A 24,639-nucleotide genomic window follows, 5' to 3' on the forward strand; every position below is an offset into this window, starting at 1 on the left:
GATCAGATTCCGAGGCTGGATTGGCGTTTGATCAGTTCCACGTCGTAGCGCTTGGTGTCGGGTGGACGTACGCCATCCACAATCCACGCAAGCATGGCTTCTGCCGCATGTTCTCCGAACGCTCCGGTGTCGCACCGTACAGAACTGAGACGGGGATAGACAAGGGAACTTTCTTCAATGTCGTCGAAGCCGATGAGCTTGAATTCATCTCCAACGCGCGCACCTGCTTCAGCAAAACCGGACAGCATGCCGAGAGCCACCAGATCACTGAAGCATATCGCCGCGTCGATATCCGGATGCTTGGTCGTGATCTCCAGTGCGATTTCACGGCCGAAGGCTCGCGACGGGCGGCCATAGAAAGTTTCGACGGGAAGGCCTCGCGCCTTCATGACATTGCAGTATCCCGACATCCTTTCCAGGGTAACCGGGCGCTCTTCCAGGCCCCCGGCGAAGGCTATTTTTCGGCAACCTGCTTCAATCAAGTGGTTTGTTGCCAACTCTCCCCCGGCAACATAATTGTGCGAAGCGAACGGAAAGACGCTGGTTCTCTCATCGATCTGTCTGAGGACCTGTAGCGTTGGAATGCCGGCACGCTGGATGCTGTCAAAGGCTGAGCCACTTGCGTCATAGGCTGGAGAAATCACGAATGCCGAGACGCCATGCTCAATCATGGAAGCGATCACCTGAGATTGAGTCTCAGGGTCTTCGTCCGTGTTGGCAACAACTGTTGAATAGCCTTTGCGCGCAAAGGTCATCTGAGCCGATGCTGCGAACTCGGTGAAGAACGGATTTCGCAAGTCATTGATAATCAGTCCGACCAGTCCTGATGACGCGCCGCGCAAACCGGCCGCTGATCTGTTGTAGACATAGCCGAGGATTTCGATGGCGTGGTTGACTTCATCGCGGGTCGACTTCTTCACCGACGGGGAATTCTGCAAAACGAGCGACACGGTCGATTTTGATACACCGGCGTGTTTTGCGACATCCAGGATCGTCGGTCTTTTCTTCATTCGCCTTCCAAAGCTGATCAACCAACGCCGTGAAGCTTTAACAAAAGTCGCATTCGTTCCACGGCTATATCAGGCTTTGACAACAATCGGGCCTTGTCTGCAAGCCGAAAGACCTCGGCATAATGCGTAATTTCACGCGAAGATTGAAACCCGCCCGGCATGACGAAGTGGTTCTGGGCATCGTTCAACCACGCCAGAAAGGCAATTCCCGCCTTGTAGAAACGGGTTGGCGCCTTGAACAATTCGCGGCTGAGGGGAACTGTCGGTGCGAACAGCGCGTGGTAGGTTTCAAGATCATTTTCCGCAAGCGCTTCCAATGCCTGGCTCGCCACCGGCGCAATGGCTGCGAAAGCACCCAGAAGTGCGTGGGAATGGCGCGTGCCATCGCCCTCAATCAACGGAGCGTAGTTGAAGTCATCACCGGTATAGAGACGGACACCTTCGGGTAGCCGTGCACGAAAGCTTTCTTCGTGCGCCTGATCCAAAAGCGATATCTTGATGCCGTCGACCTTCGATTTGTTTGCATTGATGATCTGAAGAACGAGGTCTGATGCTGTGTCAACGTCTTCACTGCCCCAGTACCCTTTCAAAGCGGGATCAAACATGTTTCCCAGCCAGTGAAGAACCACTGGTTCGGACGCTTGCTCAAGCAATGCACCATAGGCTTTGGCATAGTCGTCGGCACTGGCATCGATAGCTGGAAAGGCGCGTGATGCCATCAAGATGATTTGCCCGCCTGCGGCCTCAATCGCTTCCATCTGCTCGCAATAGGCTGCTTGAATGTCATGGAGTGTTGCCAGCTCTTCCGGCGCTTTCTGGTCCGTCCCGGCACCACAGGCAACACGCGGTTTCATCGGATGCACCTTGGCTTCTCGCATGGTGCGTTCGATAAGTTCCTTTGCCGTTGGCCAGTCAACGCCCATGCCGCGCTGTGCCGTATCCATGGCCTCTGCCAGTCCAAGGCCCTGGTCCCAGAGCCAGCGACGGAATCGCAATGTATTGTCCCAGTCCACCGCGGGGGATCCCTCCCAGGGCGCGCGTTCAGCAAGCGGGTCGGAGACCACATGGGCGGCTGCAAAAGCGGTACGGGTCAAGGTTGTTCGTGGGGCTCGCGGTGTCAGGGCATCGCCTGTCGGCGTATAAACTTCGAGCCTGTTTTCGTAAGTCGGGAGGTTCAGCATCTGCGGCTCCGGATTTTGTTGGCAGCTGCTCAGGCCGGCACTGGAATATCCAGCACCAGAATGCCGTCAATTCCGCCGATGGCGTTGGCGACCAGTTTGGCGCCGAGCGCCTTGTGGTCAGGATGGGTCTGATATCGTTCCAGTGCGTCCCAGTCATCGAAGTCGACCACAAAGCCGTGCATGTAACCGCGTTCAATCTTTTCCGGGCTCTCGCTGCGTCCGGACGTGATGTCGCGGATGCCCGGTACCTGCTTTTCGATCTCGCGAAGCTCCTGAAAGAGCTCGGCGATCGTCTCTTCCGTTACATCCGGATTGAATTTGATGAGAACGATATGGCGGATCATGATGTGGTTCCGTGATCTTGGCGGATCATGTCGGAGGCTTTTTCGCCGATCATGATGGCCGCAGCATTGGTGTTGGACGAAATGACATTCGGCATGATGGAGGCATCGACGACACGCAAATTTTCGATGCCGTTGAACCGCAATCTGGGGTCAACGACCGCCTGGTCGTCAATGCCCATCCGGCATGTGCCGGCTGGGTGGTGGGACGTCTTTGAGTGTTCGCAGATGAAGCGAAAGTAGGCCTCATCGCTCTTGATATCGGGGCCAGGAAGTCGCTCTGCCTTTATGAACGGTTTCAACGGTTCCTGTGCCAGGATTTCCTGTGTGAGCCTGAGCCCTCGGATCGACATCTCGCGATCTTTGGGGTCTTGCAGGTAGTTCGGGTCGATCAGAGGCTCATCCGAGGGGTCTGAACTGCGGAGCCGGACGGTTCCGCGCGAGCGCGGTCGCAGGTAGCACGAATTGAGCGTGACGCCGCCGTCCGGCATTGCCGCGACACCGGATTCGATGCCGGTACCAAGACCAAGGTGAAACTGAAGATCCGGCGAGCGTGCTTCCGGATCTGCGTACCAGAAGCCTCCCGTTTCAAAGAGACTGGAGGATACCGGCCCACGCCGCGTGAAGATGTATTGCAGTCCGGCAAGCACTGACAGATGCGGTTTGGCGAAACGGTCGTAAGTGTGCGGGCCGCTGACCTCGCAGATACAATAAAGATCCAGATGATCCTGAAGGTTTGTACCGACGGAAGGACGATCGAGTACGACGTCAATTCCAAGATCACGCAACTCCGCCGCTGGGCCAATGCCCGAAAGCTGAAGAAGACGCGGTGAACCGATGGAGCCGGAAGAAAGGATGACTTCCGTGCCCGCTGAGAGCCTGGTACCGTCGACCAATTCCACGCCTGTTGCCCTTCCGCCCTCCACAACGATCCGGCGAACATTGGCGCCGGTGCGCACATGCAGATTGGAACGGTCAAGATTTGGGGCGAGATAGGCCATCGCCGCCGACGACCTGCGCGCATTTTTCTGGGTCAACTGATAGTAGGCAACTCCGTCCTGTGTCTCGCCGGTCACGTCTTCGTTTTTTGGAATGCCCAGCTTGGCCGCTGCTTCGAAATAGGCTTCGCAAATCGGAAGAGGCGCACAAGGCTTCGAAACGCCGAGCGGTCCACCCTTGCCGTGATACCGGTTGTCATAAGTGTCGTTGTCTTCAGCTTTCCGGTAGTAGGGCAGGACATCGTCAAAACCCCATCCCTCGCATCCCAGTTGACGCCATTCGTCGTAGTCCCGGGCGTTTCCGCGTGTGTAAATCTGAGCGTTGATTGCGGACCCGCCGCCAATCACCTTGGCTTGCGTATAGCGGAAGACCCTGTTGTTCATGTGCTTTTGCGGGACTGTGTGCCAACCCCATGACCCGATGCCCTTGGTCATTTTCGCGAAACCTGCCGGCAAATGATAAAATGGGTGACGGTCACGCCCTCCGGCTTCCAGCAGAAGCACCTGGATGTTCGGATCCTCGGTCAGTCGGGCCGCAACAACCGACCCTGCGCTTCCGCCACCGATTATGATGAAGTCGTAGCCGTTTTCCATTTTCATCTCTCAAAGGCGTGGGATTGAAAGCCCGCCGTCAACCTTGATCGTCGTGCCTGTTGCGTAGGCCATTTGTCCCTGCACCAGGGGGACAACCGCAGAGCCGATGTCCTCCGGCTGGCCCCATCGCCGGACCGGTACGAGGCCGTCATCGATGCGTGTGGTGTATTTGTCTTTCACACTTGCGGTCATCGGGCTTTCAATGATGCCTGGCTGTATCTGGAAGACACCAATGCCGTGAGGCGCCAGCCTTGCGGTAAAAAGGTCCGCCATCATCGCTGCACCGGCCTTCGACACGCAATATTCGGCGCGCTCTACGGACACCATCTCGGCACTGACCGAGGTCACGAAGATCAAGGACCGGTAGGCCTCTGAAGGCACTGCAAGCATTCGCCGTGCTACTTCTTGCGCAAGAAAGAAAGCACCCCGCAGGTTGACGCCCAGAACGAAATCAAAACTGTCTGGTTGAACCTCAAGCAGGTCACCACGTGATTTGGCCGGCACGCCCGCATTTGAAACAAGTGTGGTGATGGAGCCGAACTCGTTTTCGATGCGGTCGAGTATGGCAGCGTGACCCGCTACCTCCTGAAGGTCGTGACGATAGTACCGAGCTTTTGAGCCGAGCTGATCGAGCGCATCGATTACGTCCCGATCGTCGGATTCGACCTGAGCAAGAAGCGCGACCTGGTAGCCCGCCTTGACGAGCGCTTCGCAAATGCCGCGTCCAATGCCTCTTTGTCCGCCTGTGACGAGCGCAGTCTTGGTCATGCCGCCATATCCTTTTCAATTCTTTTGGCGGCGCGAAGGGCAAGGGCTGCGACCGTCAGTGCCGGATTGACGGCAGCTGACGTCGGCAGTGCTGCTGCGTCTGCTACAAAAAGGTTCGGGTGGTCCCAGGAACGGCAATCAGGATCAACAACGGATGTTTCCGGATCGCTTCCCAATCGAACCGTGCCACATTGGTGCGAAGGCACACGTCCGTCGAAGAGGCGCGTCAGAATAATCGGAAAGCCTGCCTTTCGAAGAGTTTTCTTTGTCTTGGCGACGAGTTTGGTGTGCGCGGTCATGTTCGACCGCCGCCAGCGCAGTTGGATCTTGCCACCCTTCAGAACCACCCGGCTTTCAGGATCCGGCAGGTCTTCTGAGATCAGATAAAGGTCCAATGCGTGGTGTGACACCCAGCGGGCGGCGAACATCGGCAAATGAGGTACCTGAATTTTCAAGATATCGGGCGTGACCCGTCCGAGAAGTTGCACATTGCCAAGCGGTTTCCCCTCCGACCCGTCGGACAGATACCAGTCGTTGATGCCGAAGGTTTTTTGGTAGACAGCATCGTTTCGAAATCTCGGATCGACGGCGATGACAGCTGTTGCGTTGTGATTCATGAAACAGCGGCCAACGTAACCGGAGCTGTTGGCAACACCTGACCGGAGCAGCGTGGCCGCGGATTGAACTGCGCCTGCACATAAGACGACATATGCCGGTTTCAACGACCTGTCCGTTCCGTCCTTGCTGTAGGTTACAGAGGTGATGCGCCGTGAACCCGGCTCCATTTCAAGCCGGGTGACTTCGGCGCCTGTGATCAGGTCAACATTGTCATGGGAAAGGGCTTCCGCGAGTGCACAGGTCTCGGCATCCATCTTGCCGCATCTAACATCCGGATAGCCGTCCCAGCCGGTTTCACCGGCTTGGAGCCAACGGTCGATGTCGATGCCAAGCGGCAGACTGAATGGTTTGGTGTCTGCATTCTCAAGCCGCTGACGCGCTATTTTGATCGCGGGCTCATCAGGGACAGGTGGAAAAGGATAATCGGATGCATGCGGAGGTTCCGTGCTGTCTGAGCTGCTGTCGCCGCGCACATTGTAGAGCGCTTCGGCGGCATCGTACCAGGGTGCCAGCTCCTCATAACCAAACGGCCAGGCTGGAGATACGCCGTCAAAATGCTCCAGTTCGCCGAAATCTTCCTGCCGGTAGCGGAGCAGAACGGCGCCGTAAAGTTTGGAATTCCCACCAACATTGTAATAGTTGCCTGGTTCAAAAGGCCTATCTTCGGCGTCCAGCCAGGTCTCATCGGACCGGAATGCACTGTTGGTATAAATCCGCCATGGATCCCGCGTTGGCGCATCGTCGGGTATGTGATGCCCGCGTTCCAGAATCGTTATGCGTGCACCGGACGGCGCCAGACCTGCAGCAAGGGTCGCGCCGCCCATGCCGCTGCCAATGATGACGATGTCCGGTGCGGTTTTCATATGTCAGGCGATCCGGTTTTCTGTCTTCGGATCAAAGGCGACGGCCTTTTCCATGTTAAAGGCAAACGGGAAGACATCGCCCGCATTCACCGCAACATCTGCCCGGAAGCGTCCGGTCACGTCCTTGCCGCCAATCTGGCTGACGACAAAGGTGTCGGACCCTGCCGGTTCCGTAACCTCAACAGGGGCCTCTACAATGTGCACAGCTTGTGAGTTGCGGTCCGCGCCATCCTTGTCGGTAATCGCTTCCGGCCGGATGCCAAGGATTATGTCGCGTCCGATGCTGGAGGCCAGTGCGTCCTTGGCAAATGGCACTGCCGCAGTCTTGCCGTCGGCAAGCTTGATTTCAGCAGCAGGTTTGCCGTCGCCGGAAACAACTTTGGCCGGAAACAGATTCATGGATGGAGACCCCATGAAACCGGCAACAAACATGTTTGCCGGATTGTCGTATATTTCCTTCGGTGTGCCGAGCTGTTGTACATAGCCGCCGAACATGACTGCAATTCGGGTCGAAAGGGTCAGCGCCTCGATCTGATCGTGTGTCACGTAAACAATGGTCGTTCCAAGTTTTTGGTGAAGCTTCTTGATTTCGGTGCGCATGTCGACACGCAGCTTGGCATCAAGATTGGACAGCGGTTCGTCGAACAGGAATACATCCGGCTCGCGCACAAGTGCCCGCCCCATGGCAACACGTTGCCGTTGGCCGCCAGAGAGCTGGCCGGGTTTGCGGTCAAGCAGATGACTGATCTGCAGAAGATCGGAAACCTGGTCGATACGCTTTTCCCGTTCTGGTTTCTGGATGCCGTGCATTTCCATGCCGAAGGAGATGTTTCCACGTACTGTCATGTTCGGGTAGAGCGCATAGGACTGAAACACCATCGCGATGTTGCGGTCTGCGGGTTTGACGCCGTTCATGCTTTTGCCGCGTATGGCAATTTCGCCCGATGTGATGTCCTCAAGCCCGGCAATCATGTTGAGCAGGGTAGACTTGCCGCAACCTGAAGGCCCGACGAGCACGAGGAACTCACCTTCTTCCACCGAAATGTCGGTTTCCTGAAGAACCTGGAGGGCACCATAGGACTTGGTCGCTTGTTTGATGTCGAGAAAGCCCATTGTTTTATCCTTTTACTGAGCCAGCCATCAGACCGCGGACGAAGTAGCGTCCCGCCACGATGTAGACGAGGAGTGTCGGCAGCGCGGCCATGATCGCGCCTGCAAAATGGACGTTGTATTCCTTCACCCCGGTCGAAGACTGAACCAGGTTGTTCAGGGCAACGGTCATCGGCTGACTGTCGAAGTCGGAGAAAGACGCTCCGAACAGGAAGTCGTTCCAGATGTTGGTGAACTGCCAGATGATGCAGACAACCGCGATCGGACCGGATGAGGGCAGGAGAATGCGCCAGAAGATGCGGAAGAAACCGGCACCATCGATTTGCGCGGCACGGACGAGTTCGGTCGGGAATGCTGCATAGTAGTTGCGGAAATAGAGCGTCGAGAACCCGATGCCGTAGACAAAGTGAACGAAGATCAGCCCAGGCACCGAACCTGCCAGTCCCATCAGCCCAAGCATGCGGGCCATCGGGATGAGAACCATCTGGAACGGGATGAAGCAGCCGAAGAGAAGCAGGCCGAAAAGGACCGTTGACCCCTTGAATGCCCATTTGGTCAAGACGTAGCCGTTCAAGGCACCCACGAGGGTCGACAGGGCAACGGCCGGAACGACCATGATGATGGAGTTGAGGAAGTATGGACGCAGGCCCGTTGCCTCAACTCCAACCTGTGCGGTCGACCAGGCGCTGAACCAGGGTGCCGCGGTCCAATCCCGCGGCAACGCCATCATGCCGCCTGCGGTAATCTCCGACAGCGGCTTGAGCGAATTTACCACCATCACATAGAGCGGCAGGAGGTAGTAGATGCAGAACAGCAAGAGCAGGATGTACAGAATGATACGGCCCGCGCTGAACGAAGAGGATTTTGCTGCGGTCGACATCACTTCTTCTCCCGCAGTTCCGACCAAAGATATGGCACGATGATCGCGGCAATCGTCATCAGCATGATGACCGCGGAGGCTGCGCCTATGCCCATCTGGTTTCGTGTGAAGGTGTAGGAATACATAAAGGTTGCCGGCAATTCGGTTGCCGTGCCGGGGCCGCCGCCGGTCAGTGCGATAACGAGGTCGTAGGACTTGATCGCCATGTGGGCGAGGACGACAAAGGCCGACATGAAAGCGGGCCGCAGCTGCGGGATGACGATCCGGCGGTAGAGCGCAAATGTCGAGGCGCCGTCAATCTGGGCAGCCTTCATCATTTCACTGTCGATTCCGCGCAGACCTGCAAGAAACATCGCCATGACAAAACCGGATGTCTGCCAGACCGCAGCAATCACGATCGTGTAGATCGCCATTTCACGGTCCTTGATCCAGTTGAATTCAAAACTGGTCCAGCCCCAGCCCTGAACCACGGCCTCGATGCCGATACCAGGGTCGAGAAACCACTTCCAGGCAACACCTGTCACAATGAAGCTGAGCGCCATCGGATAAAGATAAATGGTCCGAATGAACCCTTCGGCGCGGATCCGCTGATCGAGCAGGATGGCAAGCAGAAGGCCGAGCACGCAACAGACGACAATGTAGAGCGAACCGAAAATGACAAGGTTCCAGACAGCTGTATCCCAGGCTCGGATCCGGAACAGGTTTTCAAAGTTTTTCCAGCCAACCCAGCCGAAGGAGGGCAGAATACGGCTGTCGGTGAAGGACAGATATAGCGTGAAGAAGATGAACCCGTAGACGAAGATCGCAACGATTGCGACAGTCGGACTCAGGACGAGTTTGGGCAGCGCATCACGCAGTCTGTCAACAACGGAACCCCTTGGGTTCGCCGTTTCAGAAATAGACATTGTCGGTCCCCGGTCCCATGCGAGAGCGGTGACGTATCACCGCTCTCAAGGGCAGATTACTTGTTGATTTGTACTGCGGTCACGAGTTCCTCAACGGCGGTGGCGCTGTCGTATTCGCCGTTGAAGTGTGCCGTGATGACATCGTACATGGCGTTCTTCACCGCTGCCGGGTTCGCATGGCCATGGGCCATCGAGCCATAAAGGTTGCCGCTGTCAGCAGCTGCCTTCAGATCCGCCATGCCTTTCTTGCCGCAGGCATCAAAAGCATCGTCGGAGACATCCGTGCGTGCCGGAACAGACCCTTTGACCACATTGAAGGCTGACTGAAAGCTCGGGGACAGGATTGCAGTTGCAAGTGCAGCCTGCTCCTTGCCGACTTCCTTGCCCTGCGCAAACATTGCGAACTGATCGGCATTGAATGTGACCTGGTCCTGAGTGCCCGGGAAACGGAAACACAGGAAGTCCGTGTCCGGCTTCTTGTCGGCGTTGAGGAATTCACCCTTTGCCCAGTCGCCCATCATCTGGAAAGCGGCATCGCCGTTGATCACCATGGCTGTAGCCAGGTTCCAGTCGCGGCCGGAAAAGTTGTCGTCCACGTGTGAACGGATCACAGCCATCCGGTCGAAGGCTTCCTTCATCGTGTCCGAACCGAGGGTTTCCTCGTCGAGATCAATAAAGGCTTTCTTGTAGAACTCCGGACCGCCGGTTGACATGGCGACTGCATCAAACACCGTTGCGTCCTGCCAGGCCTGGCCGCCATGAGCAATCGGAGTTTTGCCGGATGCCTTCACTTTTTCAAGCGCGGCAACAAACTCATCCCAGGTCGTCGGAACGGCAATGCCCAGTTCATCCAGTATTGCCTTGTTGGCCCATACCCAGTTGGTGGAGTGCACGTTGACCGGTGCAGACACCCATTTGCCGTCGTGCTTGGCAAATTGCTGAAGTGCCTCGGGCACGACATCGTCCCAACCTTCCAGGCCTGCTTGAATGTTGAGGTCGGCCAATGCGCCTTCGCCTGCCCAGTCAAGGATATCAAAACCGAGCATCTGAACCGCGGTAGGCGGGTTGCCAGAGGTAACACGGGCACGAAGCACGGTCATGGCCTGGGTTCCGCCGCCGCCGGCAACCGGCATGTCCTGCCAGCCAATGCCCTGGCCTTGCAAGTCTTCTTTCAGAACATTGAGAGCAGCTGCTTCGCCGCCGGATGTCCACCAGTGCAGAACTTCAACATCTTCCGCCTGAACGCTGGTGCTTGCTGCCATCAGGGCGGCAGCCGCTGTCATCATGGTCAATTTACGCATGGTATTCCTCCCTTTGCGTGCCAGTAGGCGTTTCGGATTGCGGGTGTCCGTCAGTCCGATGATTACGCAACGTCTATTGTAACGTTGCAAACATGATCTGTGTCAATGGCTTTTCGATTTTGTTTCGGAATTAGTTTTGCTCTTTTTTTACATACTATTATAAGATTTATCGAAATTCTGATTCGGGTTAGAATTTTTTGTTGTAACGTTATAAATGAGCTGATTAGACTTGTTTTGGTTTCTGCGCTACAAGGCTTGGGGTGAGTTGAACGGGCATGCCGCGAAAGAATTTGGTTTCCAAAGAAGAAAATGCCGCTGACGTTTTGCCGCGACCGACCCTGCGCACAGTTGCGGCGGAGGCAGGTCTTGCGGTTACCACTGTTTCGCGCGCACTTGCCGACGATCCCAGGATCGCGGAAGCCACCCGCAAGCGGGTTACGGAAGTTGCCAACAGACAAGGCTACGTTCCCAACCGTGCGGCGCAGCGGCTGCGCACCGGCCGCACAAAAGTCATTAGCCTTTTGCTCAACACCCGGCACGAGTATCTCAGTTTCACGTCCGAGTTTCTCGCCGGTATGAGTGAGGGACTGCAGGGAACCGGATACGCAATCAACATCACGGCCGACAGCCTTGGCGGCGACCGGCTGGATGTAATCCGCCAGATACGGCGCCATTCGCTTGCGGATGCCATCGTGTTCACGCGTACAGAATGCTTCGATGACCGTGTGCGATATCTGCTTGAGCACGGCTTTCCGTTTGTCAGCCACGGCCGGACGGATTTCACCACGCCGCATCCCTTTGTCGACTTCGACAATGAGGCCTTCGTGCGCCAGGCAATCGAGCGCCTTGTTCAAAAAGGGCGTCAGCATATTTGCATCGTCATGCCGAATGAGCGGTACACGTTTGGGCAGCACTTGCGCTTTGGGGCCCGGCAGGCGGCTATTTCTTGTGGTGCACAGCTCACGATCCCCGAAGGTGTAGATCTTGACAGCGAACCTGACGAGATTGCCGCGACACTTCGTGCGCTTCACGCCGGACCGGATGCGCCGGATGGATATGTGTGCGTTGGTGAAGTGATGGCCTTGATCACGCTTGCCGGTCTGAATGACATGGGGCTGACCCCTGGAAAGGAAGTCGATCTTGTCGCCAAACGCGCCTCTCCGATTTCCAATCATTTTCGTCCGCGCATTGAGACAGTGGACGAAGACCTTCGCGCCACGGGCCGCGCCATGGCTGAGGTTCTGCTCGCAAGGATAGACGGCAGGCCAATGGAGGAGATGCAGGTTCTCCTCAAGCCCAATGGGCCGTTTTCCATTTCCGGCTGAGTGCCTCATCAGGAGACCCAGGGCGCGCGTGAGCGGCCGATCCGCATGGTCACGGTTTTGGCTTCAAGAAATTCCTCAAGGCCGTGTTTGCCAAGCTCCCGTCCCTGACCGCTCTCCTTGACACCGCCGAAGGGAAGTTCGGAAAATCCATCCATCCAGGTGTTGGTCCAGACAGTTCCAGCCTGAGCACGGCGTGCGAATTCAAGGCAGGTGTGAACGTTGTCACTCCAAACGCCGGCCGAAAGTCCATAGTCGGCGTCGTTGACCAGCTCAATGGCTTCATCAAGCGTCTTGAAAGTCAGAACGGACAACACGGGCCCAAAGACTTCCTCGCGCGCAATCGGCATGTTGCTCCTCACATTGGAGACCACCGTTGGCTGATAGAACTGACCCTTCAGGCCGGGAACGGCCAAAGCCTCCCCACCAAGTTCAACTTTAGCTCCCGATCGGGCGGCTTCCCGAACATATCTGTCGATCTTGTTTTGATGCTCGGGTGTGATGATCGCGCCGACTTTGGTCGATGGGTCCAATGGGTCGCCGAAGGGCACTTGCCGCGACAGCGCGACCGTTCGCTTCGTAAAATCCTCGGCAATATCCTCGTGCACAATGATCCGGGATCCGGAGTTGCAGCATTCGCCGGCATTGAAGTAAACGCCGAACACAACGGCATCGACTGCGCTTTCGAGGTCCGCGTCCGGAAAAATGACTTGCGGGTTCTTGCCGCCAAGTTCCAGCGAAACCTTTTTCAAGGTGCTTGAAGCAGCGCTTACAATGGATTTGCCGACCGCTGTCGAGCCGGTGAAAGTCACCATGTCGACCCGTTTGTCTGTGGTCATTGCAGCGCCAACGGGGTCACCGTAGCCAAGGACGATGTTGACGACACCAGCGGGCAATCCCGCTTCCAGGAGAAGCTCGCCGAGGATCACGGTGGTTGCAGGTGTCATTTCGGAAGGCTTGATGACTGCCGTGCAGCCTGCGGCAAGCGCAAACGGCAATTTCTGCGTGACAATAAGGAATGGAAAGTTCCAGGGTGTGATGATTGAGACGACCCCAATCGGTTCCTTCAGAACGAGACCAAGAAAATCGTTTCCAAGCGAATTGTAACTCTCGCCATGGAGTGTCCGCGCGAGTGACGCTGCATAGCGCCAGATATCGGCAGCGCCTTCTATTTCGGCTTTTGCCTGGCTGATCGGTTTGCCAGACTCAAGCGTTTCCATGAGGGCGATCCGCTCACGTTCACGGTCGATCAGATCCGCCACCCTGAGCAGTAGCGTTGCGCGTTCCTTGCCGGAAGTTCTTGACCAGCGTCCCTTGTCGAATGCGAGGCGAGCCGCAGAGATGGCGGCATCGACGTCCCGGGCGCTGCCCTTGCTGGCCAGGGTGACCACGCAGCCATGTGACGGCGAGGTTCTTTCGAAGGTCGCGCCGTCAGCGCTGGCTTGCCAGGATCCGTCGATCAGGTGACGGGCGACAAAAGTTTCGCTCGGGATTTGTGCTTCACTGATGGAGACAACGTTCAATTCGCTCATGACTGGTTTCCGGAAAAGTTCGGTTTACGCTTTTCACGAAAGGCTGCGACGCCTTCGTTGCGGTCGTCTGTCGGGCTGATCATGCCGGCCCCGAGGGTCTCGATCATGGCACCGCGATCTTCGCCAACGGCCGCGTGGATCATGTATTTCGCCACTTCGGTTGCATGTTGCGACCTGGCCGAAAGTTTCTGAGCACACTCGAAGGCAAAAGAGCGCGGATCTTCGGCAATATCTGCTGCAAACCCAATCGAATGGGCACGTGTTGCCGAGATGCGGCGGCCGAAGAGGGCCATCTCCTTGACCAGCGGTTCGCCGAGCAAGCGGATCAGCCGCTGTGTTCCCGACCAGCCCGGGACAATCCCGACCGAAGCCTCGGGAAGGGCGAGTGTTGCGCCTGGGGCCATGATGCGAATGTCTGCGGTTGCAGCAAATTCTAGTCCACCGCCAAATGCATGTGCGCCGACAGCAGCGATTGTGGGTTTCGACAATCGAGCCAGCCGATCGAATACTCGGTGACCTTCACGCACCCAGTGCCGTGCAAACTCGTAGGGAGAAAGCTCAGACCATTCCAGTATGTCGGCACCGGCGCAGAAGGCTTTGCTGTCTGCTGCAGTGATGATAACAGCAAGGATGCCCGGGTCGCGCTCCAGGTCGTCGCAGATCGGTTCAACCGCGCGCAACATCTCCAGCGTGAACGCGTTGAGCTTTCCCGGATTGTCCAGTTTCAGCTCGGCAACCGGGCCGTGGCGTATGAGATGCAGTGCGCTCAAAGGCTCAGCTCCATCGCTTCGCTCCGCAAGAGGGCCTTCGGCATTTCCTTCAGGCTGTTGGCAAGACGAACGCGGCCCTTCGAAGCATCGACAATGTCGCGTTCTGGATTGATGCCCGGCATGATTTCCGTTGCCATCAGACCGTTATTCGTCAATTCGATGACGCAACGTTCCGTGACATAGAGAACTTCCTGCCCCAGTTCGCGCGCTCTGCGGCCTGAGAAAGTGACGTGTTCGACCTCCTCAACCATCTTGGCGAATTTGCCGGGGGATTTGACCGTTAGTGCATCATTGCTCAGGTCAAGGTCTGCGCCTGCCTCAAAGAGGCCGGAAAACACTATCTTTCGGGCATGCGCGGTGATGTCGACAAAGCCGCCGCAACCGGCCGTCAGGTAGGGTTTCTTTCCGAGCTTGGAAACATTCACGTTGCCTTCCAGATCGATCTCCAGAAACGACAGGAAGGAGACGTCGAACCCACCACCCTGAAAGTAAGTGAATTGCTGAGGCGAGGGCATGTAGGCATCAGCATTGGATGCGCAACCAAAGGCGAAACCAGTCAGTGGCATACCGCCGGTCGCGCCTTGCTCGATGGCCCAGGTGACTGCCTGTTCCTGACCTGCTTCCAGCAAGACGCGCGGGACCATGGCGGAGATGCCGAAACCGAGATTCGCCGTCTGGCCTGAGCTCAGCTCCATGGCTGCCCGGCGCGCAACAATCTTTTCAACGCCATGTTCTGCGAGCGAGAAGCTGGACCAAGGGCGCATGATTTCGCCGGAAATCGCCGGGTCATATTCAGTTTCAGTTGTCTGACGCTGGTCCGGGTCGACGACGATCAAGTCCACCAGATGACCCGGAACCCTGACATCATGCGGGCGCAGGGAACCGGCGGCCGTAATCCGCTTGACCTGTGCAATGACCAGGCCGCCATGGTTGCGCACGGCAATCGCCTGTTCAAGACCGCCAAGATATGCCCCTTCGTGTTCATAGGTCAGATTGCCGCGTTCATCTGCGGTGGTGGCGCGAATGATTGCGACATCGGGAACAATGTTAGGAAAATGAAGCCAGGTTTCGCCGCCAAGTTCCACGCGCGAGACGATTGGCTTTTTGCTTGCCGCATCGTTCATGGCGCAGCCCTGGCGTCGGGGATCGACAAACGTGTCCAGCCCGATTTTCGTAAACACGCCAGGGCGCCGGGCAGCTACGTCACGGTGCATGTCAAACAGGATGCCGGAGGGAACGTTGTAAGCCGCGACCCGGTTTTCAACCAGCATTTGCCAGATCTGCGGCATTGGCAAAGAAGACGGTCCTGAGGGATAGGAACCGGCAATGATGGCGGAAAGCAAGCCATCTTTGGCAATGTGGTCGATGCCCTTGATGCCATACATGTCACCGGCGGCAATCGGGTGCAGCGTCGTGAGGTTCCTCGGGTGTCCTTCCTGATCAAACCGGTCACCAATTGCTTCCAGTATTTTGTCGGGACACCCGAGGCCGGAGGAGGAGGAAATGGTCACGACAGCGCCATCGGAGATCCGGGCGGCGGCATCTTCCATGGAAACGACTTTCGAGGACATGGTCTCAAAACCCTCCATAGTCGACACGAGTGGCATTGCCGGATTTGGCTGCTTCACGCACTGCAAGTGCGACGGCCAGGGACTTGACGCCATCCACACCGTCGGCTGACGGCCGGCCACGGCCCGCGACGGCTTGAACAAACAAGCCGAACGCGCGGTGATAGAGATTGTGCTTTTCGTAGGAAATTGCCGCTTCACCCTGCGCGTCGACCAGACGGATTTCGCCGACAGGTTCCTGTGTCATGACGTTGCGGGCGAAGATGGAGCCCTTTGTGCCGTGAAACTCGATGCCGGTCCCGGCATATCCATGTGTGAAGCTCTCATGGGTCTGGACCATCGCACCCGACGGCATGCTCCAGACCGACATGACGCTGTCCTCGACGCCTTCGCCAAGGCCGGAAGAGCCAGACTTGGCAATCACATCAACAGGGTCTTCAGAGAGATGAAAGCGGATGGTGTCGGCATCATGAACGGTGATGTCCGGAATGACACCGCCGCCTGCTGCAGCGTCATTGATGCGCCAACCGCGGAGGTGCTCCGGCAGATTGACCGCGTGAAAGACGCGTGCGCTGAGCACTTTGCCAATGCGGCCGTTCGCGATCAGATCTTGAATGGCAAGATGCGATCCTGCGTTGCGCAGATGATGATTGGTCGCAAAGACGACACCCTTTTCTTCAGCGCTGCGTACCATTTCGTTGGCCTCGGCGAGCGTCATTGCAAGCGGTTTTTCACACAAAACATGTTTGCCGGCCGCAATGGCTGCCATGGCTTGTGCGTGGTGCTTATCGTTTGTGGTCGAGATGTAAACGGCGTCGACTGACGGGTCGGTTAGAAGCGCGTCAAGATCCGTGTAGCTGTCCACGATGCCGTGGTCTGCGGCGAAAGATGCGCCGCGAGATGCATTGGAGCTCAAGACAGACAGGATATCGCAGTCTGCCTGTGCCCGGATGGCATCAATGACGTAACTCGACGCAATTCGGCTTGCACCAATAAGACCCCAGCGCATCTTGTCTCCCTAGGTTTTTTGGAACGTTCCAATTGACTTTTATAAAAACTGGAACGTTCCAATTTGTCAAGGTACTTTTCCTGAAAAGGACAGATGTTGACAGTCGAGGACGGTCGTTGTGCTGATACTGTTGGGCGCCGGGTCAGCAATTTGCTCAAGTTTGAACGTGCCCAAAGTGCGGGCATTAGGGGCTCAAACTAATGGCCTTGTTAATCTGCAAGCCTGCATTCACCGCAAGATACGTCGGGAAAGGAGCGCGCTGGGATACGTCAATCTCGCGTTTGAGCCATTGCTGGTCTTCCAAGGTGCACAATGACTTGGACAGGGCACGGTCTGTGATTGAGCCCAGTTCGGATTTGATGATTGAAAATCGGGTCGGTTTCGCCGTGATGGCCAAAATAGGCACGGCCCAGTTTCGGCGAATTATGGCCAATGCAGTTTCGTCAGGCACCGTGCCGATGATCTTGCTTGCAACGGCAGCCACAGAAACGCCAAGTGCAGTCAGCCGGAATTCCGGTCGCAAAGGATGGCCGTGCCCCGGATTTTTCTCAAGCAGGCCAAGTTGCACCAGATGATCAAGGCTCGATGCAAAAGCCGAGCGGCTTGCACTTGTCGCAGCAATGAGCGGGGCTTGCCGCCCGGGAGTGCCGGCATGCATGAGAGCGAGGATTTTCAAGGACCACGCTTTGGATGTGAGCTTGACAAGCAAGGTGATATCCATGAAATATAGTTACTATATTTTTGCTACATAGGAAAGCGTCATGTCGGTAGTTTCTTTGGACAATACAATCACTTTGGCACTTTCTGTGCGCGACAGGCATATCAGTGCTGCTTGGTATGTGGAGAAACTCGGCTTCGAGCTGCTTTATCATTTTGACGAGGCCGGTTGGAGCGAGATGCAAACCAAGACTGAAGGGGTCACTCTGGGATTGGGTGAGCAGGCGGAGCCTTCACCCGGGAACACTGTTCCCGTTTTCGGCGTCGCCGATATTGAGGCGGCCCGGACGGCGTTGGAGGGGGTTGACGTCAAATTTGACGGACCGACTGAGACGGTCGAGGGAATGGTCAGCACAGCGACATTTTATGATCCGGATGGCAACGCGCTTATGCTTGCCCAAGATCTCTCAAAATGAAAACTGCTTGCAGGGCGTTTCGGCGTCCTGCCCAACTTGAGCGACGGGGCAGGTTCAGGCCAGATATTGCAGCAATGACTTCTTTGCGCCCCGAATGTGATCCCGTGTCAGTTTCGCAGCAAGTTCGGCATTGCCGGATTCGCAGGCGTTCAGGATGGACGCATGCTCGGTGCTTGCCCGTTCCATGCCATCGGACATCACCAGCTGGGCGCGAATTTGCCGTTCGACCCGGTCGATTGCGTTGTCGGCAATCTCCAGAAAGAACTTCAGTTCACTGACGCTATAAAGCGTCTCGTGAAAATCCCGATTGAGATCGCCGTAGTGTATCGGATCTTTGGCCGATGAGAATGCTGCGCATTTCTTTCGTGCAGTCCTCAGGAGTTCAGGTGTCATGCGCGGCACGGCATCCCGGATAATTTCGGGCTCGACCAGAGCGCGCAGGTCGAAAATTTCGGCTGTTTCCTTTGGAGACAAGCCAGCGACAACCGCTCCTTTGTACCGCTGTGTTCTAACCAGTCCTTGTTCTTCAAGCCTGGATATTGCTTCGCGAACCGGGATCCGGCTGGTGTTGAAAAGCCTGGCAATTTCGTCTTGCCGAAGAGGTTCGCCCTCTTCGAACTGACCTTCGATAATGGCCTTCCTGAGCGCACTGAACACAATCGAGGACGCCGATGCAGTCGCCGAAATGTCCATCGATTCCAGTTTCATGTGCCCGTTCTCCTTGACTTCAGACTTGTACGGGATCGGCCCGTTTGGGTGAAGAGGGAATGCTTTTGAATATTTTATATTGAATATTGGATCCAATTTAGATTATCAATCCCGTTGAGAGGAAATTGTAGGACTGCGAGAGTTGAGTATTCGCCACGAAGCGGTGCCTCGCTGGAATGGGATACGACTGTTTCGATGCGAATGCTCATCATTGACGTAACCATGGTCTGGCCTTTGCCGGGTGGGCAATGGTTTCAGACCACACGGCCACGGGCTCTACTGATGGATTCAGGAGCCTGAGATTAAGGGAAGACGCGCAGTTTTCTTGCCAATGTGCGCTCGCCAGCGCAATCATCGTGACGTCAGGCGTCTCGATTTTCTTGTACTGTCTGACCTTGTAAGGAGTTGATAATGTCGTCGAATGTCTTTTCCGGATGCATGCCGGCACTTATGACGCCGTGCAAAGCCGACCGCTCGCCCGATTATGATGCTCTGGTGAAAAAGGGTCAGGAGCTGATGGAGGCCGGCATGTCGGCTGTCGTCTATTGCGGTTCCATGGGAGATTGGCCGCTATTGACCGACGAAGCCCGCATGGAGGGCGTGGAGCGTCTGGTCAAAGCAGGCGTGCCCGTGGTCGTGGGCACTGGCGCAATCAATTCCGCGTCGGCGGTCTCCCATGCGAGACATGCCGCAAAAGTTGGTGCGCATGGCCTCATGGTCATTCCGAGAGTTCTCTCACGCGGAGTATCAGCGTCCGCGCAGCGTCAGCACTTCAGCGCGATCCTCGCTGCAGCACCAAATCTTCCGGCAGTCATCTACAACAGCCCGTATTATGGATTTGCGACGAGAGCAGACCTCTTTTTCGACTTGAGACGGGATAATCCGAATCTCGTCGGCTTCAAGGAGTTCGGTGGCCCGGACGATCTGCGATATGCGGCAGAAAACATCACATCGCAGGACGACGAGGTCACGCTGATGGTTGGTGTTGATACCGCGGTCTATTATGGCTTTGTCAACTGCGGTGCGACTGGGGCGATTACCGGTATCGGAAACGCGCTGCCGCGTGAGGTGCTGCTTCTTGTTTCTCTCTGCAAAAGAGCTGCGGCAGGGAATGCGGAGGCGCGTTTAAGGGCAATAGAACTGGAAGAGGCGCTGGCGGTTCTGTCCAGTTTCGACGAAGGCCCAGACCTTGTTCTCTATTACAAATATCTGATGGTCATGAACGGTGAGGACGCCTATCGACTGCATTTCAATGAAACCGATGCGTTGACCGACGCGCAGCGCAACTACGTTGAAGCGCAATATGAGCTGTTCAAAACCTGGTATGCCGATTGGTCGAAACAGGGAGGCGTGATTGCCGAATGCGCGTAGTCGACAGTCATACGGCGGGTGAGCCAACACGTGTTGTGATCGAGGGCGGTCCGGATTTGGGGTCCGGGCCACTTCCAGAACGCGCGGCACGGCTGGAAGCTGAATATATGGATTTCTGCGCGTCTGTTGTTCTGGAACCCAGAGGGCATGATGCGATCATAGGTGCACTCCTGGTGCCGCCGACCCGAGAAGATTGCGCCACTGGTGTCATCTATTTCAACAATCTTCAGAACCTTGGGATGTGCGGCCACGCGACAATCGGGCTTGCGGTCACGCTTGCGCATTTGAACCGCATTGGCATCGGTGCGCACAAGTTTGAAACACCTGTCGGTGTTGTCGACGTCGATCTTCTGGACCCAAATACGGTTTCCGTGACCAACGTCGAAAGCTACCGATATGCCAAGGGCGTCACGATTGAGGTCGAAGGCATCGGTCCGGTAACCGGCGATGTTGCCTGGGGCGGCAACTGGTTTTTTCTTGTCAAAGAAAGCCCGCTGGCACTTGCAGGTTCGAACATCCGTGCCCTTACAGACCTGACACTTAAGATCAGAAGTGGACTTGAAAGCGCCGGTGTCACCGGCGCTGACGGCGCCTGGATCGATCATGTCGAACTGTTCGGCTCACCGGTCGAGCCAACCGCCAACAGCCGGAACTTCGTGCTTTGTCCCGGAGGAGCCTATGACCGTTCACCGTGCGGCACAGGCTGTTCGGCCAAACTCGCTTGTTTGGCTGAGGACGGTCTGCTTGCCCCAGGTGAGCCCTGGAGGCAGGAGAGCATTGTTGGAAGCACCTACGATATGAGCTACCAGCCCGGGCAGAATGGCGGCGTTGTTCCTCAGGTTAGGGGACAGGCTTTCGTGACCTCTGAAGCCCACCTCATCTTTGAACCTGGCGATCCTTATAGATCTGGCATTCGCCTTTAGAGAGAATTGCTTGCGGAGGTTGTAACCCGCAGGCCTTAAGCAGGGGTTCGGCCATGGCTGGCAGTCAGGTGCAGGATGTCATTGTAATAGGTGCCGGGGTCGTGGGCATCTGCAGCGCTCTGGCCTTGCAATCCAGAGGTCGGTCCGTTCTGATCGTTGACAGGCAGAAAACGTCTCAAAGGGCATCGGAAATGAACGCCGGTGCCTTTGCCTTTTCCGACATCGAGCCACTCGCAACGCCGGGCATTATGCGAAAAGCGCCAAAGTGGCTTCTGGATCCGCTCGGCCCACTCTCCATCCCGCCATCTTATGCGTTCAAGATTGCGCCCTGGATGTTGCGCTTCTGGCGCGCAAGCTGGCCGGATAGACACCAACTTGCCCTGAGAGCGCAGGCCAGCCTGATGCAAGTGTCGCAGTCGGCTCTTTACGCCCTTGTCGCAGATGTTGATGGTGAGGAGCTTCTTCAACGTGAGGGTCAGCTGCAGTTGTTCGAGGGTGCAAAGGAATTCGCAGCAAGCTTACCCGTCTGGCAAAGGCGCGGTGAACATGGGGTCCGGTTTGAACTGCTTGAAACGCCGGACGCAATTGCCGCTTATCAACCAGGTCTCGATCGACGGTTTACACATGCCGGATTTACACCGGACTGGATCAACACCTGTGATCCGGCTCGTTGGCTGGATCGCCTGCGGGCAAGGTTTCTGGAGCGCGGTGGAGAGATCGGTGCGGGTGACGTCAAAACGCTCAAATCTGAAAACACATGCGTCAGCGTCCAGCTCGAAGGAAAGTGTCTTGGGGCAAAACAGGTGGTCGTTTGTGCCGGTGCCTGGTCGCATCATATCGCCCGATCAATCGGTGACAGGATCCCGCTTGAAACCGAGCGCGGATACAACACCACCCTGCCTCAGGGTGCATTTGATCTGAAAACCCATTTGAGTTTTTCCGGTCACGGATTTGTGGTGACCAGGATCAATGGTGGTGTTCGTGTTGGTGGGGCTGTTGAGCTCGGTGGGCTCAACCTTGAGCCCAACTACAAGCGATCTGAGATTTTGTTGAAGAAGGCGCAGAGCTTTTTGCCCGGTCTTAAAGCCGAGGGGGGCGCCAATGGATGGGTTTCCGGCCGTCGTTGCCCGACAGTTTACCGGTTATTGACCGGTCTCCGAACGACCGCCGGGTCCTTTATGCTTTCGGTCATGGTCATCTGGGGTTGACCCAATCAGCCGGAACGGCCGAACTGGTGGCAGCATTGGCGTCGGATGCCTCACTGCCAATCGACATGAGCGCTTTTTCCGCACGCCGCTTCTAGATCCGCAAGGAGAGCTATATGAAAATTTCGGCCATCAACGTCTATCAGGTCGACCTTCCCTTGAAAGAAGGACGGTACAGCTGGTCGAATGGAAACTTTGTCGAGGTTTTCGACAGCACCGTCGTTGAAGTCGAAACCGATGAAGGCTTGAAGGGATATGCTGAATGCTGTCCGCTCGGATCTGCCTACCTGCCGAGTTTTGCCCGCGGTGTGAGGGCGGGACTTGAGGAGCTTTCCCCTCAACTGATCGGCCGGAACCCGCTCAATATCGGAGACATCAATCGGGTCATGGATGCCGCGCTGCGTGGACATCCTTACGCAAAGGCGCCGATCGATATCGCTTGCTGGGATCTTTTGGGCAAGGCTACAGGGCAGCCGCTTTTTACCCTGCTTGGCGGAGCTGCGCAGGATGATGTTGTTCTTTACCGGGCTATCAGTCAGGAAGCGCCGGAGGTCATGGCCGGCAAGATAGAGGGTTATGCGGCGGAGGGTTACACCAAGTTCCAACTCAAGGTGGGTGGGAATGCGAATGACGATATCGAGCGCATTCGCGCCACACGGGCCGTTCTAAAGTCAACTGATCTGTTGGTTGCCGATGCAAATACCGGTTGGAACCGCCATGAGGCCGCACGTGTTGTTGGTGCGGTTGCCGATCTTGACGTCTATATCGAACAGCCCTGTCTGACCTACGAGGAATGCCTCTCTATCCGGCGTCGAACCACATTGCCCTTTGTGCTCGATGAGGTCATTGATGGACCTAATATGCTGGTCAGGGGTATTGCCGAAGATGCCATGGATTGCATCAACCTGAAGATCTCAAAAGTTGGTGGGCTTACCAGGGCCAAGTTGATGCGGGACCTTTGCGTGGCACATGGGATCCCGATGACAATCGAAGACACCTGGGGCGGTGACATTACGACAGCGGCCATCGCGCATCTTGCACGTTCAACACCTGCCGAATTCACGTTTTCGGCGACGGATTTCAACAGTTATGGCACGGTAGATATTGCAGACGGTGCGCCAAAGCGGGTGAATGGCCGCATGACCGCCACTGATCGTCCGGGGCTTGGAATTGAGCCGATTTTTGACGCGTTGGGCGCTCCTGTTGCCAGATACACTTGAGGCAGATTCATGCGCAGCGCCAAAACCATCCATGTGATTTCCTGCCATGCGGAAGGTGAGGTTGGCGATGTGATTGTCGGGGGTGTCGCTCCTCCTCCGGGCGAAACGCTCTGGGAGCAACGCAGCCATATTGCCAATGACCAAACCCTGCGAAACTTCGTCTTGAACGAGCCACGCGGTGGTGTCTTTCGGCATGTCAATCTTCTCGTGCCGCCCAAACATCCAAAGGCCGATGCGGCGTTCATCATCATGGAACCCGAAGACACGCCACCAATGTCGGGCTCGAATTCTATTTGTGTGTCCACGGTGCTGCTTGATGCCGGCATTATTCCAATGCAAGAGCCTTTCACGGACATGACACTGGAAGCGCCGGGCGGGCTGGTGCAGGTGAAGGCCGAATGCCGTGATGGTAAGGCCGTTCGGATTATGGTCCAGAATCTGACCAGTTTCGCAGACAAGATTTCGGTCCCTCTGGAAGTCAAAGGCATAGGCACTTTAACGGTCGATACGGCTTATGGCGGCGACAGCTTCGTTGTGGTCGACGCCGGTGAACTCGGATTTGCCATCGAAGAAGACGAAGCCAAGGATCTTGCCAGCCTTGGTGTCCGGATCACCAATGCAGCCAATGAACAGCTTGGATTTCGTCATCCCGAGGTTCCTGACTGGAACCATATTTCATTTTGCGCTTATTGCGGGCCGCTGACCCCGATGACGAACGGGCTCACAGGGAAATCTGCGGTCGCCATTCAGCCTGGTAAGATCGACCGGTCACCAACCGGAACGGCAGTGTCGGCACGCATGGCGCTCTTGGCCGCAAAGGGGGAAATGAGTGTCGGCCAGGAATTCAAGGCTGTCTCAATCATCGGATCGACGTTTCTCGGCCGGATCGTCAAAGAGCAGAGGATCGGTGATCGCGCTGGAATTGTCCCGGAAATCTCAGGAAGAGGGTGGATTACCGGAATTCACCAGCACATGCTGGATCCCGACGATCCCTGGCCGAGCGGGTACCGGTTGAGCGACACTTGGGGTGCTTGACAGAGCCAGATTGCGACGACAAGCAGGCCGCGGTTGCCGCAAGTTTGCTGCGGTCAAGTGCCTTGGCTTTGAGGCGTGTCTCACAGGCTCAGCTGATTTGTACGCGCAGCATCACAAAGCAAGACTTGAGACCTGAGCAACTTGACCCCGTGCGGGATGTGGTTACATCCATGACCACACGTTTACCGCCCGGGACACAGGAGTTTCAATGTCCGTCCATTCTGACCTGCCACTGAAACATGAACTGATCGAGGAGGCTCAGGACACCATCCTG

General features: G+C 56.4%; 23 protein-coding genes and 1 pseudogene (1 of these 24 only partly in view). 8 read left to right on the top strand and 16 right to left on the bottom strand.

Annotated elements, in window-relative coordinates; genetic code table 11:
• Positions 1-2 precede the first annotated feature (2 nt).
• The 10 genes from ACZ1HV_RS18550 to ACZ1HV_RS18595 are packed head-to-tail and all read right to left on the bottom strand — an operon-like array spanning position 3 to position 10,569.
• Positions 3-1,010 carry a LacI family DNA-binding transcriptional regulator gene (locus tag ACZ1HV_RS18550; RefSeq protein ID WP_298987052.1) on the bottom strand — a complete coding sequence of 336 codons (1,008 nt, stop codon included), beginning with the start codon at positions 1,008-1,010 and terminating at the stop codon, positions 3-5.
• 17 nt (positions 1,011-1,027) lie between these two features.
• Positions 1,028-2,191: a dihydrodipicolinate synthase family protein gene (locus ACZ1HV_RS18555; RefSeq protein WP_472715962.1), complete on the bottom strand. Its 1,164-nt coding sequence runs from the start codon at positions 2,189-2,191 to the stop codon at positions 1,028-1,030.
• 29 nt (positions 2,192-2,220) lie between these two features.
• Positions 2,221-2,535, bottom strand: a complete 315-nt coding sequence (locus ACZ1HV_RS18560) for a Dabb family protein (protein WP_472715963.1) — start codon at positions 2,533-2,535, stop codon at positions 2,221-2,223.
• Positions 2,532-4,124: a GMC family oxidoreductase gene (locus ACZ1HV_RS18565; RefSeq protein ID WP_472715964.1), complete on the bottom strand. Its 1,593-nt coding sequence runs from the start codon at positions 4,122-4,124 to the stop codon at positions 2,532-2,534. Before ACZ1HV_RS18565 ends, ACZ1HV_RS18560 begins: the two co-directional genes overlap by 4 nt.
• Positions 4,125-4,133: 9 nt before the next feature.
• On the bottom strand, positions 4,134-4,892 hold the full coding sequence (locus ACZ1HV_RS18570) for a 3-ketoacyl-ACP reductase (protein ID WP_472715965.1): 759 nt from the start codon (positions 4,890-4,892) through the stop codon (positions 4,134-4,136).
• Positions 4,889-6,373, bottom strand: coding sequence for a GMC oxidoreductase (locus ACZ1HV_RS18575; protein ID WP_472715966.1), 1,485 nt, complete (start codon positions 6,371-6,373; stop codon positions 4,889-4,891). The genes ACZ1HV_RS18570 and ACZ1HV_RS18575 overlap by 4 nt, the downstream gene beginning before the upstream one ends.
• A 3-nt stretch (positions 6,374-6,376) precedes the next feature.
• Complete coding sequence (locus ACZ1HV_RS18580) at positions 6,377-7,486, bottom strand: ABC transporter ATP-binding protein (protein WP_298987064.1); 1,110 nt, start codon at positions 7,484-7,486, stop codon at positions 6,377-6,379.
• Positions 7,487-7,490: 4 nt separating this feature from the next.
• Positions 7,491-8,363: a carbohydrate ABC transporter permease gene (locus ACZ1HV_RS18585; RefSeq protein ID WP_298987067.1), complete on the bottom strand. Its 873-nt coding sequence runs from the start codon at positions 8,361-8,363 to the stop codon at positions 7,491-7,493.
• Complete coding sequence (locus tag ACZ1HV_RS18590; protein WP_298965567.1) at positions 8,363-9,268, bottom strand: carbohydrate ABC transporter permease; 906 nt, start codon at positions 9,266-9,268, stop codon at positions 8,363-8,365. The genes ACZ1HV_RS18585 and ACZ1HV_RS18590 overlap by 1 nt, the downstream gene beginning before the upstream one ends.
• Positions 9,269-9,324: 56 nt before the next feature.
• Positions 9,325-10,569 carry an ABC transporter substrate-binding protein gene (locus ACZ1HV_RS18595; RefSeq protein ID WP_472715967.1) on the bottom strand — a complete coding sequence of 415 codons (1,245 nt, stop codon included), beginning with the start codon at positions 10,567-10,569 and terminating at the stop codon, positions 9,325-9,327.
• A 275-nt stretch (positions 10,570-10,844) separates the two neighbouring features.
• Here ACZ1HV_RS18595 and ACZ1HV_RS18600 point away from each other — a divergent pair, with 275 nt between their 5' ends.
• On the top strand, positions 10,845-11,894 hold the full coding sequence (locus ACZ1HV_RS18600; protein ID WP_298822422.1) for a LacI family transcriptional regulator: 1,050 nt from the start codon (positions 10,845-10,847) through the stop codon (positions 11,892-11,894).
• An 8-nt stretch (positions 11,895-11,902) separates the two neighbouring features.
• On the opposite strand, the gene ACZ1HV_RS18605 is transcribed toward ACZ1HV_RS18600, so the two are convergent.
• From ACZ1HV_RS18605 to ACZ1HV_RS18625, 5 genes are all read right to left on the bottom strand, one after another.
• Positions 11,903-13,423, bottom strand: coding sequence for an aldehyde dehydrogenase family protein (locus ACZ1HV_RS18605; protein WP_472715968.1), 1,521 nt, complete (start codon positions 13,421-13,423; stop codon positions 11,903-11,905).
• On the bottom strand, positions 13,420-14,193 hold the full coding sequence (locus ACZ1HV_RS18610; protein ID WP_472715969.1) for an enoyl-CoA hydratase/isomerase family protein: 774 nt from the start codon (positions 14,191-14,193) through the stop codon (positions 13,420-13,422). The genes ACZ1HV_RS18605 and ACZ1HV_RS18610 overlap by 4 nt, the downstream gene beginning before the upstream one ends.
• Positions 14,190-15,764 (bottom strand): acyl CoA:acetate/3-ketoacid CoA transferase, encoded by a 1,575-nt coding sequence (locus ACZ1HV_RS18615; RefSeq protein WP_472715970.1) that lies wholly within the window; start codon positions 15,762-15,764, stop codon positions 14,190-14,192. The genes ACZ1HV_RS18610 and ACZ1HV_RS18615 overlap by 4 nt, the downstream gene beginning before the upstream one ends.
• A gap of 4 nt (positions 15,765-15,768) precedes the next feature.
• On the bottom strand, positions 15,769-16,770 hold the full coding sequence (locus ACZ1HV_RS18620; protein ID WP_472715971.1) for a Gfo/Idh/MocA family protein: 1,002 nt from the start codon (positions 16,768-16,770) through the stop codon (positions 15,769-15,771).
• 184 nt (positions 16,771-16,954) lie between these two features.
• Entirely contained in the window at positions 16,955-17,479 is a 525-nt protein-coding gene (locus ACZ1HV_RS18625) for a winged helix-turn-helix transcriptional regulator (RefSeq protein ID WP_472715972.1), read from the bottom strand.
• Positions 17,480-17,531: 52 nt separating this feature from the next.
• On the opposite strand from ACZ1HV_RS18625, the gene ACZ1HV_RS18630 reads away from it, so the two are divergent.
• Positions 17,532-17,903: a VOC family protein gene (locus tag ACZ1HV_RS18630; protein ID WP_298965552.1), complete on the top strand. Its 372-nt coding sequence runs from the start codon at positions 17,532-17,534 to the stop codon at positions 17,901-17,903.
• A gap of 54 nt (positions 17,904-17,957) precedes the next feature.
• Here ACZ1HV_RS18630 and ACZ1HV_RS18635 read toward each other — a convergent pair whose 3' ends face one another.
• A complete protein-coding gene (locus tag ACZ1HV_RS18635) occupies positions 17,958-18,611 on the bottom strand; it encodes a GntR family transcriptional regulator (RefSeq protein ID WP_472715973.1) in 654 nt (217 codons plus the stop codon).
• A 411-nt stretch (positions 18,612-19,022) separates the two neighbouring features.
• On the opposite strand from ACZ1HV_RS18635, the gene ACZ1HV_RS18640 reads away from it, so the two are divergent.
• The 6 genes and pseudogenes from ACZ1HV_RS18640 to ACZ1HV_RS18665 all read left to right on the top strand — a co-directional run.
• Positions 19,023-19,982, top strand: a complete 960-nt coding sequence (locus ACZ1HV_RS18640) for a dihydrodipicolinate synthase family protein (protein ID WP_472715974.1) — start codon at positions 19,023-19,025, stop codon at positions 19,980-19,982.
• Positions 19,973-20,905: a 4-hydroxyproline epimerase gene (locus tag ACZ1HV_RS18645; protein ID WP_298965544.1), complete on the top strand. Its 933-nt coding sequence runs from the start codon at positions 19,973-19,975 to the stop codon at positions 20,903-20,905. Before ACZ1HV_RS18640 ends, ACZ1HV_RS18645 begins: the two co-directional genes overlap by 10 nt.
• Positions 20,906-20,958: 53 nt before the next feature.
• Positions 20,959-22,208 (top strand): annotated as a pseudogene (locus tag ACZ1HV_RS18650) (NAD(P)/FAD-dependent oxidoreductase).
• Between the two features lie 18 nt (positions 22,209-22,226).
• Positions 22,227-23,330: a cis-3-hydroxy-L-proline dehydratase gene (locus ACZ1HV_RS18655; protein WP_298965538.1), complete on the top strand. Its 1,104-nt coding sequence runs from the start codon at positions 22,227-22,229 to the stop codon at positions 23,328-23,330.
• A 9-nt stretch (positions 23,331-23,339) separates the two neighbouring features.
• Positions 23,340-24,365: a trans-3-hydroxy-L-proline dehydratase gene (locus ACZ1HV_RS18660; RefSeq protein ID WP_472715975.1), complete on the top strand. Its 1,026-nt coding sequence runs from the start codon at positions 23,340-23,342 to the stop codon at positions 24,363-24,365.
• 208 nt (positions 24,366-24,573) lie between these two features.
• On the top strand, positions 24,574-24,639 hold the start of the coding sequence (locus ACZ1HV_RS18665; protein WP_298822436.1) for a dihydroneopterin aldolase. It continues 348 nt past the right edge of the window; 66 of the gene's 414 nt are visible here — the first part of the coding sequence; it begins with the start codon at positions 24,574-24,576; its stop codon lies off the right edge, out of view.

The organism is Roseibium sp. JB4-4, assembly GCF_055693425.1.